The sequence below is a fragment of the Pseudomonas sp. SORT22 genome, from assembly GCF_018417635.1.
Classification (GTDB): domain Bacteria; phylum Pseudomonadota; class Gammaproteobacteria; order Pseudomonadales; family Pseudomonadaceae; genus Aquipseudomonas.
This window is the reverse complement of the sequence record NZ_CP071007.1, coordinates 3,162,399-3,180,731: the sequence shown is the minus strand read 5'-3', so window position 1 is coordinate 3,180,731 and position 18,333 is coordinate 3,162,399. Positions and strand designations below refer to the sequence as shown.

At 64.3% G+C, this 18,333-nt stretch carries 16 protein-coding genes; 9 read left to right on the top strand and 7 right to left on the bottom strand.

Annotated features, from left to right (window positions below):
* Nucleotides 1-131: 131 nt before the first annotated feature.
* The 5 genes from JYG36_RS14625 (at nucleotide 132) to JYG36_RS14605 (ending at nucleotide 7,010) form a co-directional block, all read left to right on the top strand.
* On the top strand, nucleotides 132-1,679 hold the full coding sequence (locus tag JYG36_RS14625) for a UxaA family hydrolase (protein ID WP_213601321.1): 1,548 nt from the start codon (nucleotides 132-134) through the stop codon (nucleotides 1,677-1,679).
* A 39-nt stretch (nucleotides 1,680-1,718) separates the two neighbouring features.
* Complete coding sequence (locus JYG36_RS14620) at nucleotides 1,719-3,299, top strand: aldehyde dehydrogenase (NADP(+)) (RefSeq protein WP_371128649.1); 1,581 nt, start codon at nucleotides 1,719-1,721, stop codon at nucleotides 3,297-3,299.
* A 16-nt stretch (nucleotides 3,300-3,315) separates the two neighbouring features.
* Entirely contained in the window at nucleotides 3,316-4,374 is a 1,059-nt protein-coding gene (locus JYG36_RS14615; protein WP_213601319.1) for an Ldh family oxidoreductase, read from the top strand.
* 20 nt (nucleotides 4,375-4,394) lie between these two features.
* Nucleotides 4,395-5,612: a fumarylacetoacetate hydrolase family protein gene (locus tag JYG36_RS14610; RefSeq protein ID WP_093383100.1), complete on the top strand. Its 1,218-nt coding sequence runs from the start codon at nucleotides 4,395-4,397 to the stop codon at nucleotides 5,610-5,612.
* 90 nt (nucleotides 5,613-5,702) lie between these two features.
* The gene (locus JYG36_RS14605) at nucleotides 5,703-7,010 is read left to right on the top strand and encodes an MFS transporter (protein ID WP_093383098.1); all 1,308 of its coding nucleotides are present in this window, start codon (nucleotides 5,703-5,705) and stop codon (nucleotides 7,008-7,010) included.
* A 47-nt stretch (nucleotides 7,011-7,057) separates the two neighbouring features.
* Here the strand turns inward: JYG36_RS14605 and JYG36_RS14600 are convergent, their stop codons facing one another.
* The 6 genes from JYG36_RS14600 to JYG36_RS14575 all read right to left on the bottom strand — a co-directional run bounded on the left by JYG36_RS14600 (nucleotide 7,058) and on the right by JYG36_RS14575 (nucleotide 13,541).
* Nucleotides 7,058-7,984 carry a class I SAM-dependent methyltransferase gene (locus JYG36_RS14600; protein ID WP_230090851.1) on the bottom strand — a complete coding sequence of 309 codons (927 nt, stop codon included), beginning with the start codon at nucleotides 7,982-7,984 and terminating at the stop codon, nucleotides 7,058-7,060.
* A gap of 100 nt (nucleotides 7,985-8,084) precedes the next feature.
* The gene (locus JYG36_RS14595; RefSeq protein ID WP_213601317.1) at nucleotides 8,085-9,338 is read right to left on the bottom strand and encodes an OprD family porin; all 1,254 of its coding nucleotides are present in this window, start codon (nucleotides 9,336-9,338) and stop codon (nucleotides 8,085-8,087) included.
* A gap of 85 nt (nucleotides 9,339-9,423) precedes the next feature.
* Nucleotides 9,424-10,812: a tripartite tricarboxylate transporter permease gene (locus tag JYG36_RS14590; RefSeq protein WP_045198912.1), complete on the bottom strand. Its 1,389-nt coding sequence runs from the start codon at nucleotides 10,810-10,812 to the stop codon at nucleotides 9,424-9,426.
* Nucleotides 10,809-11,285 (bottom strand): hypothetical protein, encoded by a 477-nt coding sequence (locus tag JYG36_RS14585; RefSeq protein ID WP_093383092.1) that lies wholly within the window; start codon nucleotides 11,283-11,285, stop codon nucleotides 10,809-10,811. The genes JYG36_RS14590 and JYG36_RS14585 overlap by 4 nt, the downstream gene beginning before the upstream one ends.
* 58 nt (nucleotides 11,286-11,343) lie before the next feature.
* Nucleotides 11,344-12,255: a hydroxymethylglutaryl-CoA lyase gene (locus JYG36_RS14580; protein WP_213601315.1), complete on the bottom strand. Its 912-nt coding sequence runs from the start codon at nucleotides 12,253-12,255 to the stop codon at nucleotides 11,344-11,346.
* Complete coding sequence (locus JYG36_RS14575; RefSeq protein WP_093383086.1) at nucleotides 12,255-13,541, bottom strand: hydroxymethylglutaryl-CoA reductase, degradative; 1,287 nt, start codon at nucleotides 13,539-13,541, stop codon at nucleotides 12,255-12,257. The genes JYG36_RS14580 and JYG36_RS14575 overlap by 1 nt, the downstream gene beginning before the upstream one ends.
* Before the next feature lie 138 nt (nucleotides 13,542-13,679).
* Here JYG36_RS14575 and JYG36_RS14570 point away from each other — a divergent pair, with 138 nt between their 5' ends.
* A complete protein-coding gene (locus tag JYG36_RS14570) occupies nucleotides 13,680-15,050 on the top strand; it encodes an aminotransferase-like domain-containing protein (RefSeq protein WP_093383083.1) in 1,371 nt (456 codons plus the stop codon).
* Complete coding sequence (locus tag JYG36_RS14565) at nucleotides 15,051-15,383, top strand: hypothetical protein (RefSeq protein ID WP_213601313.1); 333 nt, start codon at nucleotides 15,051-15,053, stop codon at nucleotides 15,381-15,383. It abuts the gene before it with no gap.
* 31 nt (nucleotides 15,384-15,414) lie between these two features.
* On the opposite strand, the gene JYG36_RS14560 is transcribed toward JYG36_RS14565, so the two are convergent.
* Nucleotides 15,415-16,299: a LysR family transcriptional regulator gene (locus JYG36_RS14560; RefSeq protein WP_213601311.1), complete on the bottom strand. Its 885-nt coding sequence runs from the start codon at nucleotides 16,297-16,299 to the stop codon at nucleotides 15,415-15,417.
* A gap of 124 nt (nucleotides 16,300-16,423) precedes the next feature.
* Between JYG36_RS14560 and JYG36_RS14555 the strand changes: the two genes are divergently transcribed.
* Nucleotides 16,424-17,329, top strand: coding sequence for an amidohydrolase family protein (locus tag JYG36_RS14555; RefSeq protein ID WP_213601309.1), 906 nt, complete (start codon nucleotides 16,424-16,426; stop codon nucleotides 17,327-17,329).
* Between the two features lie 9 nt (nucleotides 17,330-17,338).
* Nucleotides 17,339-18,226: an isocitrate lyase/PEP mutase family protein gene (locus JYG36_RS14550; RefSeq protein WP_045198924.1), complete on the top strand. Its 888-nt coding sequence runs from the start codon at nucleotides 17,339-17,341 to the stop codon at nucleotides 18,224-18,226.
* Nucleotides 18,227-18,333 lie beyond the last annotated feature (107 nt).

Sequence of the window (18,333 nt, the reverse complement as noted above, 5' to 3'; positions counted from 1 at the left end):
GGGTTATCGCTTGATCGGATCATCTCATTGGGAATGTTGCGCCCGGCTCCTTAGAGTTATCGCAGATTCGCCCGGCACAGCACGGGCGGCGCCATAACAAGAAGCCGGCCGCATCCGCCCTGAGAGGTCCCATGCAACTGATTGCCAGCACCCGCAGCGGCGACCCTGCCGTTATCCGCTTGAACCCCCTGGACAATGTACTGATTGCCCGCCAGCCCCTGGTTGAAGGCCAGCACCTGGACGCCGAAGCCATCACCGTGCGCCAGGCGGTCCCGTCCGGGCATAAAGTCGCCACCGAGCGCGTGGAGCAAGGCCAGCCGCTGCGCCGCTACGGGCAGATCATCGGTTTTGCCTCGCAAGTGATCGAGGCCGGCGAGCATGTGCACGTGCACAACGTCGAGATGGGCGATTTTGCCCGCGACTATGCCTTCGGCGTCGATGCCAGGCCAACGCCTGCCAGCGAGGCGCAGTTCCAGGGCATCGTGCGTGCCGACGGCCGGGTCGCGACCCGCAACTACATTGGCATTCTGACTTCGGTGAACTGCTCGGCCACCGTCGCCCGCGCCGTGGCCGACCACTTTCGCCGCGACATCCACCCCGAGGCGCTGGCCGCCTACCCGAACATCGACGGCGTGGTCGCTTTGACCCACGGCGCCGGTTGCGCGGTAGACCCCAGCGGCGAAGCCCTGGGCCTGCTGCGCCGGACCCTGGGCGGCTACGCTATCCACCCCAACTTTGCCGCCGTGCTGATCATCGGCCTGGGCTGCGAGACCAACCAGATCGAAAGCCTGCTGCAAACCCAGCAGCTGCAAACCGGTGATCAGCTGCGCGCCTTTACCATCCAGGGCATTGGCGGTACCTCGAAGACCATCGCTGCCGGCATCGCGCAGGTCGAGGCGCTGCTGGCCGAGGCCAACCGGGTCAAGCGTGAGCCGGTCAGCGCCCGCCATCTGGTAGTCGGCCTGCAATGCGGCGGCTCCGACGGCTACTCGGGGATCACCGCCAACCCGGCCCTGGGCAATGCCGTTGACCGCCTGGTGGCAGCCGGCGGCACCGCAATCCTTTCGGAAACCCCGGAGATCTACGGCGCCGAGCACTTGCTCACGCGCCGCGCGGTCAGCCGTGAAGTGGGCGAGAAACTCATCGCCCGCATCCATTGGTGGGAAGACTACTGCCAGCGCATGAACGCCGCGCTGAACAACAACCCCTCGGCCGGCAACAAGGCCGGTGGCCTGACCACGATTCTGGAGAAATCCCTCGGTGCAGTGGCCAAGGCCGGCTCCAGCAACCTGGTGGACGTCTACCAGTACGCCGAAGCGGTGCGCGCCAAAGGCCTGGTGTTCATGGACACCCCGGGCTACGACCCGGTTTCGGCCACCGGCCAGGTCGCCGGCGGCGCCAACCTGATTGCCTTTACCACCGGCCGCGGTTCGGCCTACGGCTGCGCGCCGGCGCCGTCGATCAAGCTGGCCACCAACAACCGGGTGTTCGAGCACCAGCTTGAAGACATGGATGTGAACTGCGGCGGCATCGCCGACGGCAGCACCAGCATCGAAGAACGCGGCGCCTACATCTTCGAGCAGATGCTGCGCATCGCCTCCGGTGAGCGCAGCAAGAGTGAACAGCACGGCTACGGGCAGAACGAATTCGTGCCCTGGCAGATCGGTGCCGTGACCTGATTGACAGCCCTGCAACCTTCTTGACGAGGCGACATGCACATGAGCTTTAGCGGATACAACTTCATTGGCGGCCAGCGCAGTGCCCTGGGCGACACCCTGGTCTACAGCGTCGATGCCCACACCGGCGAGCGCCTGCCGGGCGCCTTTCACCAGGCCAGCCTGGACGAAGTCGACAATGCCGTGGATGCGGCCAGCGCCGCGTTCCCGGCCTATCGCAAACTCTCGGCCGAGCGCCGGGCGCAGTTTCTCGAGGCCATCGCCGACGAGCTCGACGGCCTGGGCGAGGACTTTATCGCCGTGACCTGCCAGGAAACCGCGCTGCCCAGTGCGCGCATTGTCGGTGAGCGCGCACGTACCAGCGGCCAGATGCGCCTGTTTGCCCAGGTGCTGCGCCGGGGCGATTTTTATGGCGCGCGCATCGACCGCGCCTTGCCAGCGCGCACGCCATTGCCGCGCCCGGACCTGCGCCAGTACCGTATTGGTGTCGGCCCGGTGGCGGTGTTCGGTGCCAGCAACTTCCCCCTGGCGTTCTCCACCGCCGGCGGTGATACCGCCGCCGCCCTGGCTGCCGGTTGCCCGGTGGTGTTCAAGGCCCACAGCGGCCACATGGCCACGGCCGAGCGGGTTGCCGAGGCGCTGCTGCGCGCTGCCGAGCGCACGGGCATGCCGGCGGGTGTGTTCAACATGATCTTTGGTGGCGGTGTCGGCGAGGCGCTGGTCAAGCACCCGGGCATCCAGGCCGTGGGCTTTACCGGCTCGCTCAAGGGCGGCCGCGCCCTGTGCGACATGGCCGCCGCGCGGGCGCAGCCGATCCCGGTATTCGCCGAGATGTCGAGCATCAACCCGGTGCTGGTTTTGCCCCAGGCCCTGGCCAGTCGCAGTGCGCAGCTGGCCAAGGACATGAGCGCCTCGGTGGTGCAGGGTTGTGGCCAGTTCTGCACCAACCCGGGCCTGGTGCTGGGCATCCGCTCGCCGGCCTTCAGTGCCTTTATCGAGCAGCTGCGCGGCCATATGGCCGAACAGGCGCCGCAGACCATGCTCAATGCCGGCACCCTGGCAAGCTACGGCAAGGGTATCCAGGCGCTGCTGGCCCACCCGGGGGTAGAAAAACTCAGCGGCCTGGCGCAATCCGGCAAGCAGGCGCAGCCGCAGCTGTTCAAGGCCGATGTCAGCCTGCTGCTGGAGCAGGACGAGCTGTTGCAGGAAGAAGTCTTCGGCCCGTGCACGGTGGTGGTCGAGGTCAATGATCAGGCCCAGCTGTTGCGCGCGGTCAACGCCCTGCATGGCCAGCTGACCGCCACCTTGCTGGCCGACAGCGACGACCTGGCCGCCTTTGGCCAACTGTTCGAGGTGCTCGAAGTCAAGGTCGGGCGGGTGCTGCTCAATGGCTACCCGACCGGCGTCGAGGTCTGCGATGCGATGGTCCATGGCGGCCCGTACCCAGCGACCTCCGATGCCCGCGGCACCTCGGTCGGCACCCTGGCGATCGATCGCTTTCTGCGCCCGGTGTGCTACCAGAACGTGCCCGATGCCTTGCTCCCCGAAGCGCTGCGCGATGCCAATCCGCTGGGTATCCAGCGCCTGGTCGATGGCAAGCCGAGCAACGCGGCCCTGAACTGATCACGGAGCAACAGCGATGAGCGACGCCCGCCGCGTTGATGTGCAAAGCCTCACAGCCTTCGTCGAGCAATTGTTTGAAGCCGCCGGTGCCGATGCCGAGGTCGCCCGGGTGGTCACCCGGGTACTGCTTGAAGGCGAACTGCTGGGCCATCGCACCCATGGCCTGAACCTGGTCAGCCGCTATATCGGCGGCATCCAGGCAGGGCAGGTCAAGGCCCGGGCAGGGCTGCTCGAACAGCTTGCGCACAGCGGTATTTCCAGCCTGTTCGACGGTCATTATCTGCTCGGCCCGTACTGCGTCAGCCGCGCCCTCGACTGCGCGGCCCAGGGCGCAACGGCACAAGGCATCGGCATTGCCGTGGTGCGCCGGGCGGCGCACATCGGTTGCCTGGCGGCCTACCTGCAGCCGTTCACCGAGCGTGGCCTGGTGGCCATGCTGTATTCCAGCGACCCGTCGGTGGCGCTGGTTTGCGCCCACGGCGGTATTGAACCTGTGTACACGCCCAACCCGATTGCCGCCGGCATTCCGACCCGTGGCGAGCCGATCCTGCTCGATGTGAGCATGTCGACCGTGACCCTCGGCCTGGTCGGCCAGTGCCGCGACAGCGGGCAGCGACTGCCGCACCCGGTGTTGCTGGGCAACGACGGGCGTCTGAGCGACAACCCGGAAGATTTTTTCACCACCCCCAGCGGCAGCATCCTGCCCTTGGGCGGCCAGGCTTTCGGCCACAAGGGCTTTGCCCTGGCGCTGCTGGTCGAGGCACTGACCTCGGGGCTGGCGGGCTATGGGCGCAAGGACGCGCCGGATCAGTGGGGCGCCTCGGCAACCGCCGTGGTGATCGATCCGCGCTTTTTTGGCGGGCTTGACGCCTTCACCGCTGAAACCTCGTTTCTCGGCCAGCTGCTGCTCGCCAGCCGCCCGCGCGACCCCGAGCGGCCGGTGCGCCTGCCTGGGCAAGCGGGCTTGAAACGGCGCAAGCAGGCCTTGAGCGAAGGCTTGAGCCTGTCGCCACAGCTGATCGATAACCTCAACCAGCTCGCCGGGCAACTGCAGTGCCCGACACTTTCGCATTAACCGACAACAAGAGCGCTGACATGACAGAGCACGTGAACACCCAAACACCGCTACACCTGAGCAAAGACGCTGCGCTATTCAACACCGGTACCTGGATCGGCCGCGTCTGGCTGGCGCAGCAGGGCCCGGCCGTGGTGCTGGTCAAAGCCGGCGCCGTGCACGATATCAGCGCCCATGTGGCGACCGTCTCGGCCTTGCTCGAAGTAGCTGAGCCGGTGGCCTACCTGCGGTCGCTGCCGTTGGGCGAGGCGCTGATCGAGTTGCCGGCGCTGCTGGCCAACAGCGACCCGAATCATCGCGATCCGGCCTTGCCCTGGCTGCTGGCGCCGATCGACCTGCAGGCGGTCAAGGCCGCCGGCGTGACCTTCGCCGCCAGCCTGCTGGAGCGGGTGGTCGAGGAGCAGGCCAAGGGCGACCCGGCCAAGGCCGACGCGATCAGGGCGACGCTAGCCAGCCGCATCGGCGCCGATCTGTCGCAGATCGTTCCGGGCTCGGCGCAGGCTGAAGCCTTGCGCAAGGTCCTGGTAGAGCAGGGGCTGTGGTCGCAGTACCTGGAAGTGGGCATCGGCCCGGACGCCGAGGTCTTCACCAAGGCCCAGCCGTTGTCGGCGGTCGGCCATGGCGCCGATATCGGCATTCACCCGAAGTCGAGCTGGAACAACCCCGAGCCGGAAGTGGTGCTGGCGGTGTCGAGCAACGGCACGGTGCAGGGCGCCACCCTCGGCAACGACGTCAACCTGCGCGACTTCGAAGGGCGCAGCGCCTTGCTGCTGTCCAAGGCCAAGGACAACAACGCCTCGACCGCACTGGGGCCGCTGCTGCGGCTGTTCGACGAGACCTTCAGCCTTGAGGATGTGCGCAGCGCCGAGGTCGACTTGCGGGTCGAAGGCCTGGACGGCTTTGTGCTCCAGGGCCGCAGCTCGATGCGCCAGATCAGCCGCGACCCGCTCGACCTGGTGCAGCAGACCCTGAACGAAAACCACCAGTACCCCGACGGCCTGGTGCTGTTTCTCGGCACCCTGTTCGCGCCCAAACAGGACCGCGACCAGCCGGGCAACGGCTTTACCCACAAACCCGGCGATGTGGTGACCATCAGCAACGGGCAGCTGGGCAGCCTGTGCAACCGGGTGACCACCAGCGACCTGGCGCCGCAGTGGGATTTCGGCGTGCGCGCGCTGATCGACAGCCTTGCCCGGCGCGGCCTGCTTGATGCCGCTGTGAGCGCCCGCCAGCGCTGATTGAAAGACGTTCCAGGGATGAGTGTGTGACCGCCTGAAGGATCGCCCCGGCGATAAAACCGCTGCAACAATAATAATAAAGGCCATCAGATGAACGCACTGAAGAAGTACCAACGCATCACCGTTGTCTTCCTGCTGTTGATCGGCATCGTCAACTACCTGGACCGTAGCGCGCTGTCGATCGCCAACACCTCGATCCAGAAGGACATGATGATCAGCCCGTCGCAGATGGGCATCCTGCTCTCGGCGTTTTCCATCGCCTATGCCTTCGCCCAGTTGCCCATGGGCCTGATCATCGACCGCCTGGGCAGCAAGATCGCCCTTGGCGCCTCGTTGCTGGCCTGGTCGGTGGCGCAATCGGCGTTCGGCATGGTCAACAGTTTTGCCGGCTTCATGGGCTTGCGCGTGCTGCTGGGGATTGGCGAGGCGCCGATGTTCCCCTCGGCAGCCAAGGCGCTGTCGGAGTGGTTCGATGCCAACGAGCGCGGCACGCCTACCGGCATCGTCTGGTCCTCGACCTGCCTGGGCCCGTGCCTGGCGCCGCCGTTGCTGACGCTGTTCATGGTCAACTTCGGCTGGCGCGGCATGTTCATCATCACCGGCGTGCTTGGCATCGTCCTGGCCCTGTGCTGGCTGAGCTTCTTCAAGAGCAAGGCGCAGTACCTGGCCGAACTAGCCGCGCAAGGCAAGCCGTTGCCAGGTGAGTACCAGGCGCCACAGGCAACGGCAGAGCCCAAGGCTTCGTACTTTGCCGGCTGGCTCGACCTGTTCAGGCACCGCAGTACCTGGGGCGCGATCCTCGGTTTCATGGGGGTGATCTACATGCTCTGGCTGCACCTGACCTGGCTGCCCGGTTATTTTGAGCGCGAGCATGGCCTGAACCTGTACAAAACCGCCTGGGTGGTGTCGCTGGCCTATGGTTTCGGCGCTGTCGGCACCATCGTCGCCGGGCGCTTCTGCGACCTGCTGGTGCGCCGCGGCCTGAGCATCCTGGCCAGTCGCAAGTTCAGCGTGATCACCGGCCTGGTGCTGGCCGCGCTGTTCACCTTGCCGCTGTCGTATGTCAGCGGCTTGACCGCGTGCATCGTCCTGCTGTGCCTGGCGCTGTTCAGCATCAACATGGCCAGTGCCACGGCCTGGATGATCGTCAACACCATCGTCGACAGCCGCCGGGTGGCCTCGTTCGGCTCGATCCAGAACTTTGGCGGCTACATCGCAGGCTCCGTCGCGCCGATTGTCACCGGCTTCAGCATCCAGTACTCGGGCTCGTTCAACACCGCGTTCATGATCAGTGCGATCGTCGCGCTGTGTTCGGCGCTGGCGTATTTCCTGTTGCTCAAGGCGCCGATTGGCAACGCACAAGCCGCGCCTGAGCGGGTGGTGGGCGTGACGCAATAAGGGGCAGGGTGCAGGGGGCGATGATTGATCACGCCGCCCTGCGACTGTTACTGCACCGGGTTGATGAACGGCCCACCGGTGACCTGGACGAACAGCTTGCGAAACTCTTCGTTCTCAGGGGTAAGGATCAGTGCCTGACGCAGGAACTCCACGCCCTCGCGGGCATTGTCCAGCTGGCAATTGAGGGCGAAGGCCAGGTACAGGTTCTGGGCGTTGAAGAAATCGTACGACAGCGCGACCTTCACCAGGTGCAGCGCACCGTTCAGGTCCTGGGCCTGAAAGCGTGCGTTGAACTCCTGGTTGAACTGACTGGCGTCGCTGGCGCTCAAGGCCGACAGCCCGGGTTGCTTGCGCAACACCACGGTGTGGCCATTGCCGACTTTCGAATCGGTCTCTTCGATGGTTTCGATCAGCCAGTGCCCCAGGCCTACCGAGTTGATCATGTTGATCGCCCGCAGCATGCTCTGTAGCGAGAACACATGGTAGTGCCCGCGCCAGTTGTATTCAGGCATCACGCTCATGTCGACGCGTTTTTCGAACGCATCGATCATCGACTCCAGGGTGGTCAGGGCGCGTACCCGGTCATTGGGGTCGGCGTTTCTTTTCGGGAAGATGCAAAAGAACACGCCATCGTCCTTGATCACCCGCGCGGCCTCGACATAGGCGGCAAACAGGTTGGGCACGTGTTCGATGACGTGCGAGCTGATCAGGTAGTCGAAGGTTTGATCGGCGAACGGTATGTCGGTGAAATCGCCCAGGGCGTCGATCCGGGCAGGCGGGACCTGGTAGTTGGCCTGTTCGTTCTTGTAGAGGTTGAAGTCTTGCAAGTCCAGCGGGTACAGAAACGACTCACCGTCACAGGGGCCCAGATTGAGGCAGTCTGGCAAGTAAAAAGCGTTATGGCTGGCAGCGCCAATCTCCAGACCGGCACCCTGGCAATACTTGTTGGCCAACGCCATACCCATCTCGTTCATATCGAATCCTGTCTGCCCCTGAAAATAGATGTCAGGCCGAGTATACGGCCTGACACAGTGGTTATCGGCAGGGGCGGCAGATTGTTGAGGGCGCCAGGGATTAAAGAAACTTGATCGAGTAATTGACGATCAAGCGGTTCTCATCGATGTCGTAGTTGCTGAAGTCCCGGCGCAGGGTCGAATTGCGCCAGCGCAGCGACAGGTCCTTGAGCGGGCCGCTCTGGAACACGTAGCCCAGCTCCGTCTCGCGGCCCCATTCCTTGCCGTTGCTGGTGGCGCTGGTGTGCACATGATCACCCGACAGGTAGCGGTTCATCAGGGTCAGGCCCGGCACGCCGAGGGCAACGAAGTCATAGTCGTGGCGCAACTGCCAGGAGCGCTCGCGGGCATTGTCGTAGCTTGAGTTGTAGGTGTCGTTGGCCAGCGGGTAGCCGGCGGTGCCGTTGACCCGCATCCAGCCGGTCTCGCCATACACCCGCTGCAGGCCGAGGGAGAAGGTGTGTGCGCCGGTTTTGGCAGACAGCATCAGCGTTGCGGTTTTGTTGTCCAGCTGGCCTGCCTTGGCCGCGCCGTCTTCATCGCCCAGAAACAGGCCAAGGTTGGCGCCCAGCTTCCAGCTACCCACAGCCTGGCTATGAATCAGGTTCAAGTACTGCTGCTGGTAGATGTCCTCGAGCTGGGCATACCACAGGCCCACCTGGGTTGCCTTGTCGTTGAACAGGTACTCGCCGCCGGCAAAGTTGAAACGGTCCGAGGTGGCGTCGGGCCGGCCGGTCATGAACATGCGCTCCATGCTGGCGTCGTTGCGCGGGCTGTTGCCGCGAAACTGGCCGGTATAAAGGGTCAGGTTGTCGATTTCCCGTGAAGTCAGCTGGGCGCCGCGAAAGGTCTGTGGCAGCGAGCGGCCATCGTCCGAGCGCAAGATCGGCAACAGCGAAACCCATTCACCGACTTTCAGTTCCGTCTTCGAATAGCGGGCCTTGAGCGCAACCCCCAGGCGGCCAAAGTCGTCGGCCGGGCGGCCGTCATCGTGCACTGGAAGCAGTTGCGTACCGGCCGTGCCGCGACCGCCATCGAGCTTGACCGAGTACAGCCCCAGCAGGTCGACGCCAAAGCCTAGCGTACCCTGGGTGAAGCCCGAACGCAGGTCGAAGATGAAGCTTTGCGTCCATTCCTCGGCCTTGCCCTGGGGGTAGGCCGGGTTTACGAAGTTGCGGTTGTGGTAGAAGTTTCGCAGGTTCAGCGACGCCGTGGTGTCGTCGACCAGGCCGGCTGCCGAGGCGCCAAGCGAGGCTGTCGAGCAGATCAACAGTGACGCAAGGTTTGCGGTTTTGGTGCGTGCAAGGATCTTCATTATTGTTATTTCCTTTCTAGTGAGCGCAGCAAGCCCTCGCAGCGCAAAGGCCGCGAAAAATGGCGGTTACAGGAGGGAGTGGGGGTCAGGCGCCGATCAGGGCAACCAGGGCGGGCACGGTGAGCACGGCGGTGTAGTAGCCCATGAACTGCACGCCGATGTTGAAGCCCAGAAAGCGCGAGAGAAATCCGCCCAGCAGGCCAATGGTGACGATCACCAGCAAACCGAGCAGGCCGCCTTCCCAGATGCCGATCACCAGGATCAGGCCGACAAAGGTCGCGATCACCGCCTCATGGCTGATTTTGCGCGACACGTAGGAGGCTGCCCGGTGCGCGTAGTTCATGGTGAAGGGGTAGGCGATCAGGATGGCGACGATCACCGCCAGCATGCCGTAGCCGAGAAACTCCCAGGTGCTGAGCAGCGAGTGCAGGTTGTTGACCTGGCCGCTGGCGGCATCGACGCTAAAGCGCGGTGGTGCATTGAACAGCGGCGCAGCCGGGCCGGCGGCGACCGGGCTCAGCGGCAGGCCGAAAGCGATCAGCGGAATCAGCGCTTCGGCGATGTAGGTGGACTCGGTGACGCCGTTGCGCGCAGTGATCACTGTGGTCAGGCGATGGTAGACGTGCTTGACCCGCGAACCGACCGCCTCGCCGAGAATCACGGTCATGGCCACCGGGCTGAACACGAAGGTGGCGCTGGAGACCACCGCAGTAACGGCCGTCCACAGGCTTTGCTTGCTGTCGAGCACGCGCAGTGGGTTGGGAAAGAAACCGCCCCAGCTTTTTACGTCAGGCGACAACGAGAAGGTGCGCGGCTGCTGGCGACGCATGCTGGCGCGCTCGGCCGGCGCCAGCAGAGAGAACAGCGCGGCGATCAACGGGCCGATGGCAATGCCGAGGAAGTAGCTGACGCTGAGCTTGACCCCATGCTGCGCGGTCAGGGTCTGCAGGCCGATAATCACCATGACGAACGGGATCAGGGTCAACACCGCTGCCAGGCGGCCTTTGGAGAACCAGGCGATGGCCACCGCCGCCAACAGGAATACCCACGGCGCGGCATGCTTGATCATGTCGCCGAACGGCGCCAGCATTACCGCGAACAACACCGCCATGGGCACGGCGATCAGGGCGGCAATCACCGCGCCGGAAATCATCTTGCGCAGGGCAATGTGCGGAACCCCGAGGTTGCGCAAAAAGTTCGCTTCGCGCATCAACGGCGTGGCCATGGTGTCGCCCGGGATGCCGAGCAAGGCGGTCGGCACCGCATGGGTCATGTGCTTGGCCACGGCGCCGGCCAGAAAGAAGGTCAGCACGCCGGGGGCGGGTACACCCAGCAGTACCACCAACAGCGTCAGCGGCGCGAGGGTGGTGGTTTCATCGCTGCCGGAGATCAGGCCGATACCGGCAAAGATCACCGCGCCAAGAACCCCCATGCCCAGGGCGATCAGAAACTGATCCATCAACAGGGCAATCATGAGCGGCCTCCGGCGGCGCTGGCTGCGCGGACCACCACGGCAGGTGTCACGTCAGGGTTGTCCGGGGGTGAGCGCAGGCCTTTTTCGTAGTCGGCGAACAGGTCGTACAGATCCATCTCGCGCAGTTCGGCAATCGTCGCCGCAGGCAGGTCGCTCAAACTGCCGAGAGGGCCGAATTCGTTTTGCAGCTCGACAAGGATTTTCGCCCGCCATGCCGGGTCTGCCAGGTGCTCGACAACGTTGCGCTTGGGCTTGAACAGCGCTGCGCTGATGGCGCCGCCGGCCAGGCAGCCGACAATACCGACCAGCATGGCGTAGGCGCGGGCCATTTGCAGCGACTCCACCCAGCCGCTCAGCAGGTGCTGGGCGGTGAAAAACGCGCCGAGGCTGACGCTGGCGCCAATGGCGATGGAACAGATCAGGTGACGACCGTCGACGGTGTCGCCCCAGACTTCGAACAGTTCGGCTTTCATCGGGATTCTCCCACTGCCCTTGCGGGCTTTTATTGTTATGAAGGTGAAGAGATAACGCTTATTGCATTGCACACAGGCGGCGTTGGGCGAGCAGGGCACGGGCGACCCTGGAGCCGGTCGGCCTGCCGAGTTCGGCACTGATGAACTCACCGGCATCGATCAGGGCGCCAAGATCGACGCCATGGTTCACGCCCAGGCCGTCGAGCAGGTACACCAGCTCTTCGCTGGCGACATTGCCAGTGGCGCCGGGCGAATACGGGCAGCCACCCAGGCCTGCGACCGAACTGTCGAACACCCGTACATCGGCTTCCAGCGCCGCATGGATATTGGCGATGGCCATACCGTAAGTATCGTGGAAATGCCCGGCCAGCGCGCTGACCGGCACCACTTGGCGACAGGCCGCGAGCAGCGCCCGGGTCGCCGCCGGCGTACCGGTGCCGAGGGTGTCGCCGAGACTGATTTCGTAGCAGCCCATGCCGAACAATGCAGCGCTGACTGCAGCCACGGCTTCAGGTTTTACTGCACCGGTGAACGGGCAACCCATGACGCACGACACGTAGCCGCGCACGCGGATGCCGGTGTCACGGGCGCGGACCATGACCTGCTGGTACTGGCGCAGGCTTTGTTCGATCGAGCAGTTGAGGTTTTTTTGCGAGAATGCCTCGGAAGCGGCGGCGAACACCGCGACCTCCTGGCAACCCGCGGCGATTGCCGCCTGCAGCCCTTTGAGGTTGGGCACAAGCGCCGTCCAGGTTACCCCCGGGCGCACAGGCAACGCCTTGAACACCTCATCGGACCCGGCCATCTGCGGCACCCAGCGCGGCGAGACAAACGCCCCGGCTTCCAGGGTTTGCAACCCGGCGTCGGCCAGGCGCTGGAGCAATTGCACGCGAATCTGCGGCGACAGCGTCAGCTTTTCATTTTGCAGGCCATCCCTGGCGCCGACTTCGACCAGCCGTACCGCGTCCATTACTGCGCCCGCTTGTGCTTGAGCAGTTCTGCCGCCTTGTCGGCGCGCACATCGCGGGCCTCGACCATCTGCTTGACCAGCCAGTTGAGCTCATCGCCGCGGGCCCCGGCCGCCAGGGCAATGTTGCGTGCGTGCAAGGCCATGTGCCCGCGCTGAATGCCTTCGGTCGACAGTGCCCGCAGCGCCCCGAGGTTTTGCGCCAGGCCCACGGCGACGGCGATTTCGGCCAGTTCCTGGGCAGTTTTCACCCCGAGGATGCGCAGCGACAGTTGCGCCAGCGGGTGGGTCTTGGTGGCGCCGCCGACCAGGCCGACCGGCATCGGCATCTCCAGAGTACCGACCAGATGGCCCTGGCGGTCTTTTTCCCAGGTGGTCAGCGAGCCGTAGTGGCCGTTGCGGCAGGCATAGGCATGGGCGCCGGCTTCCACTGCGCGCCAGTCGTTGCCGGTGGCGACGATCAACGGGTCGATGCCGTTCATGATGCCCTTGTTGTGGGTGGCGGCCCGGTAGGGATCGACCACGGCAAAATTGTACGCATCGAGGATGCCCTCGATGACCTCTTCACCGCTGTAGGCGCCCGTGCCCAGGTGCTCGGGAGCGATGCGCAGCTGAGCCCTGGCCAGGCGCAGGTCGGCGAGGTTGGAAAGGATGCGCAGGCGCACCTTGCCACCGGTGATTTCCTCCAGCAGCGGCGCCACCGCCTCGGCCATGGTGTTGACGGTGTTGGCGCCCATGGCGTCGCGCACGTCGACGATCAGGTGGGCGACCAGCATCGGCCCGCGCGGGCTCTGGGCGAAGGTGTGTACTTCGATGTCGCGGCAGCCGCCACCGAGGCTGTTGAGCAACTGGTCCTTGCGGTTGGCCAGCTCGATAATCTCGTCCTTGCGGCGCATCAGGCTCAGGCGGGCATTGTAGGGGTCGTCGATCTCGACGATCTGCACCTGGGCACGCATCAGCGGCAGCGAACTGGAGGTCTGGAAGCCACCGGCCTCGCGGGCCAGCTTGGCCATGAACGAGGCGGCGGCGACCACCGAAGGCTCTTCGACCACCAGCGGCACGATGACGTCGCGGCCGTTGATCTGGAAGTTGCTGGCCACGGCGTAGGGCAATTCGAAGGTGCCGAGGACGTTCTCGATCATGCCGTCGGCGATTTCCAGCGCCAGGGCGCCGGCGTCGCGAAGCAGGGCGAGGTCCTGCTCGGGCAGTTCGAGCACTGCTTGCAAGTGGCTCAAGCGTTCGGCAGGCGACATGGCGCGGAACATGGGCAGGCGGGAGTCGATGCTCATGGGGAGGGCTCTCTTGCAGTTATTGTTGTGAGATGGCGCCACCCTAGTCCGAACTGTTGTGCTAAAGAAGGTACAGTTTGGACAGACAGTACCCAAGCTGTACCCTCGGTGGATAAAAGGCATTCAGGACACCTGACGATGGCGCGGCTGACACTCGCAGAACAACTGGCGGCATCCCTGGCCGGGCAGATCGGCAATGGCACCTACCGGGTTGGCGAACGCTTGCCGTCGCTGCGCGAGTGCATGCGCCTGTTCGGCCATTCGAAAAACACGGTGATCAACGCCTATGAAGCGCTGGCTGCCCAGGGGCTGGTCGAGGCTCGCCACGGGCAGGGCTTTTTCGTCAAGCAAGGCGCACCCAACGGCCACGAAGCCGAAGAACCGATGCCCTACGAGCGGGCGATGGACACCATCTGGCTGATGCGTCAGCAGTTCGTCCGCGAGCCCGGCCACTCACCGCTGGGCGAGGGCTTCCCGCCGGTCGAGTGGCTAATGGACATGCGCCTGGACAAGTTCACCCGGCAGATCATGCGCACCGGGGTGACCACGCTGTTCCGCTATGGCAACCGCCTGGGCAACGCCAGCCTGCGCCAGCACCTGGTGCAGAAGCTCGCCAGTTATGCAATCAGCGCCAGCCCCCGGCAAATCGTCACCACCCATGGCGCCAACCATGCCCTGGACCTGATTATCCGCCGCTTCGTCGCCCCGGGCGACAGCGTGCTGGTCGAAGACCCGGGCTATTACCCGCTATTCGGCAAGCTGCAACTGCAAGGTGCGCGGATGCTCGCGGTGCCGCGTTTAGCGGATGGCCCGGACATCGAGGTGCTGGAGCAGCACCTGCGCGAGCACAGGCCCAAGCTGTTTTTCATTCAGTCGGTGGGCCACAACCCGACCGGCTCGGACATTTCCCCAAGCAAGGCCCATCGGTTGGTGCAACTGGCCGCAGAACATCAGTTCATCCTGGTGGACGACGACGCCCTGGCCGATTTCAAACCGGCCTCGGCGATCAAGGTCTCGGCGCTCGACCAGTTGCAGCGCTCGCTGTATGTCGGCAGTTTCTCCAAGTCGGTGTCGGCGGCGCTGCGGGTCGGCTTCATTGCCGGCAGCAAGGAGGTTATCGACGAGCTGGGCGACCTGAAGATGCTCCTGCACACCAGCAGCTCGGAGCTGTGCGAGCGCACCGTTGACGTGATCCTCACCGAAGGGCATTTTCTGCGCCACCTGATCCGCCTGCAGGAGCGCCTGAAAGCCGCCACCACGGCGGGCCTGCAGATGCTCGACGAGATCGGCGCCGAGGTGTTCGTGCGGCCAGAGCAGAGCCTGTACCTGTGGGCGCGGTTTCCTGGGGTCGAGGATGCCAAAGAGCTGACCCGCCAGCTATTGCCCAAGGGCTTCATGATTGCCCCCGGGCATATCTTTTCGCCCGAGCAGGCCCGGGTGAATCCGTGGACGCGGTTAAACGTGGCGTATTTGAATGATGCGCTGCTCAAGGCGATGGTGAGGGACTGAATGAGCGAAGACTACGCAGTATGGGATATCGATCAGATTCTTGAGGCTTATAGCCATGAGCCTGAGCTCAGGGATAGTGTCGAAGCCGGCCTGACAGCGTTGCTGGTTTTTCTCGAAAAGCATCAGCTTCTGACCTGTCGGGTAACCGATGCGCAAGGCAAGCTGTTCAAACGCGCGCTCATGGCCAGCGAGATAAGCGGGGAGGGCAAGCTGCTTACCCATGGCCGCAACAATCCGGTACAGCGCTGGCTGGGCTCCAAAGGCGGGCAACAGAATCCGCCGGATATGAAACTGCTGGAAAAAGCCCTGGCCACGATTCGTAAAGCGCAGTGAAGGGGGGGAACCTGGTTTCACCTGCCAGCGCTTAGCGGGCAAACAACAGCTCGGCGAAGCGGTCGGCCATGGTCGGCTTGGACTGGGCAGGCCAGATGGCACTGAGCTCGAAGTGCGGCAAGTCGGCGCCATCGCGGATCTCGCTGTACTTCATGCCTTCGAATTGCAGGGCCTGCACCGTTGCCGGCAACAGCGAAACCCCCCGGCCGGCGGCAACGTAGGCGACGACCGTCAGGGTGCGGTTGGCCTCCTGGATAATCTCGATCGGGTACCCGAGGCGGCGAAACGTGCCGACAATGGCATTGCGAATCAACGGCAACTGCTGTTCGGGAAACCATACCAGCCCGGTGGCGGCCAGTTGCTCCATGCCCACCTTGCCGTCTTCGCCCAGCGCGTAGCCACTGGGTAGCACGGCAATCAGCGGGTCCTGGCTGATGAGCTTCTCGCGCATGTTGCCCTGGATCGACACCGGCGTGTGCAGCAGGCCGATATCGATCTCGCCCCGTTGCAGGGCCAGGCCCTGCTCGGCGTTGCTCATCTCGCGCAGCACCACTTCTACACCCGGGTAGTTTGCCTGCATGCGGTCCAGTGCCCGGGGCAGGGCGCCGAACAATGCCGTGGAGACGAAGCCGATGATCAGCCGGCCGGCCCGTTTGGCGCCGATGGCGCGGGCACGCTGGGTGGCGGCGTCAATCCTGGCCAGGCTGACGCGGATGTCATCGATGATCGCGGTAGCCGCAGGGGTCAGCACGGCGCCGCGCCGCGACCGCTCGAACAGCTTGACCCCCAGCTCGTTTTCCATCCGCACCAGGGCCTGGCTCAACGCCGGCTGGGCAATCCCCAGGTGTTCTGCGGCGCGGGTGATGCTGCCGGTGTCGGCGATTGCCAGGAAGTAACGCAGGTGACGGTTTTCCATAAGCCCACGGTATGAATATTGATCGTTGACATAATAGATATCAATCCAAGATTTTCATAGGATGGCACCAAGGATCGGATCCAATAAAGCCTTGCAGACCGCCAGGCAATAACAAGGAAGCGCAATGACCCAGGATGGCGAAAGGACGATCAGCCAGGCACACACCGCCGAAGGGTTTGCCGATCGTTGGTGCGCACAAGGCGCAGCGGTGATCAGCGCGATAGACAGCCACGCTCACGTTTTCGTCCAGGGCTTGCGCCTTGCTCCAGAGCGGCGACACACGCCGGACTACAACGCCTGCGTGGATGATTACGCCCGCCACCTGGCAGCCAACCGGATTTCCCATGGCGTGTTGGTACAGCCGAGTTTTCTTGGCACCGACAATACCTTTCTGCTGGCCGCGCTCGAACGCTATCCGTCGCGCTTTCGTGGCGTGGTGGTGGTCGCGCCGGATATCGACGAGCCACAGTTGCAAGCGCTGGCGCTGCAGGGTGTGGTCGGCGTCCGGCTGAACCTGATCGGTGTCCCCCTGCCGGCGCTGCGCAGCCTGCTGTGGCAAGGTTTTCTGGCACGCATCAAGGCCCTGGACTGGCACGTCGAGGTGCAGTGCCAGGCCCAGGACCTGCCGGGCCTGCTCAGCGTACTGCTGGCCAGCGGCTGCAAGGTAGTGGTCGACCACTTTGGCCGCCCGGACCCACGCCAGGCCGAGGCCGACCCGGGCTTTGAGTATTTGCTGCGCCAGGGCGACAGCGCCCGGCTGTGGGTCAAGTTGTCGGCTGCCTATCGCTGTGCGCAGCCGGCTGCCGACCCCGGCGGCCGGGCCTTTGGGCGACGGGCCACGCGGCTTTTGATGCAGGCCTTTACCAGTGAGCGGCTGCTCTGGGGCAGTGACTGGCCTCATACCCAGCACCGCCAATGGGTCGATTACGCCGCGGCGAAGTCGGCGCTGGCCGACTGGGTGCCTGACCCGCTCGAGCGCCACGACGTGGTGTGCCAAACCCCGAAGAAACTGTTCAAGTTCAATCCATAAGGAGTTTCCATGAGCCTTTCAAGCTTGCAGCGCAGAGCCGCTTTTCGTCGCCAGGTCGAAGCCCGCCAGGGGCTGCTGGTCGCCGGTGTATTCAATGCCCTGAGCGCACGGATCGCTGCCGATATCGGTTTTCAGGCCTTGTACCTGAGCGGCGCAGGGGTGACCAACATGGCGCTCGGCCTGCCGGACCTTGGTTTCGTCGGGCTGGACGAGATGGCTGCCCATGCCGCCCGGGTTCGCGATACCACCGACTTGGCGCTGATCGTCGATGCCGACACCGGCTTCGGCAATGCCCTGAACGTGCGCCACTCGGTACGGGTGCTGGAGCGCAGCGGGGCAGATGCCATCCAGTTCGAGGACCAGGTGCTGCCGAAGAAGTGCGGGCATTTCAATGGCAAGGAAGTGATCAGTTGCGCCGAGATGGTCGGCAAGCTCAAGGCGGCGGTCGATGCCCGCCAGGACCCGAACCTGCTGATCATCGCCCGCACCGATGCCTGCGCGGTAGAAGGCATGGAGGCGGCCATCGAGCGCGCCCACCGTTATGTGCAGGCGGGTGCCGATATCCTGTTCATCGAGGCCACCGAAAGCCTCGAGGACATCAGGCGCCTGCCGGCGCTGTTCAGCACGCCGAACCTGATCAACATCGTCATCGGTGGCAAGACCCCGACCTTGAGCCGCGATGAGCTGGCAGCGCTCGGCTACGGCATCGTGCTCTACGCCAATGCCGGCCTGCAGAGCGCCTCACTGGGCATGCAACGCGCCTTGGCTACGCTGCTGCGCGACGGCCGCCTGGACGAAGATCCGTCGCTGGTGGTGCCGTTCGCCGAGCGCCAGCGCCTGGTGAACAAGACGATGTTTGATCAACTTGAGCGTCACTACGCTGCGCCTGACAGGTAATTGAACTGCGGCGCCTGCCGCGTATCAACGTCCTTGCGTGCATCTGAATAACAACGTGTGAAACACCGAGACCCTGAAGTTTCGGTGGCGGTTTCCTTCGTCTGAAA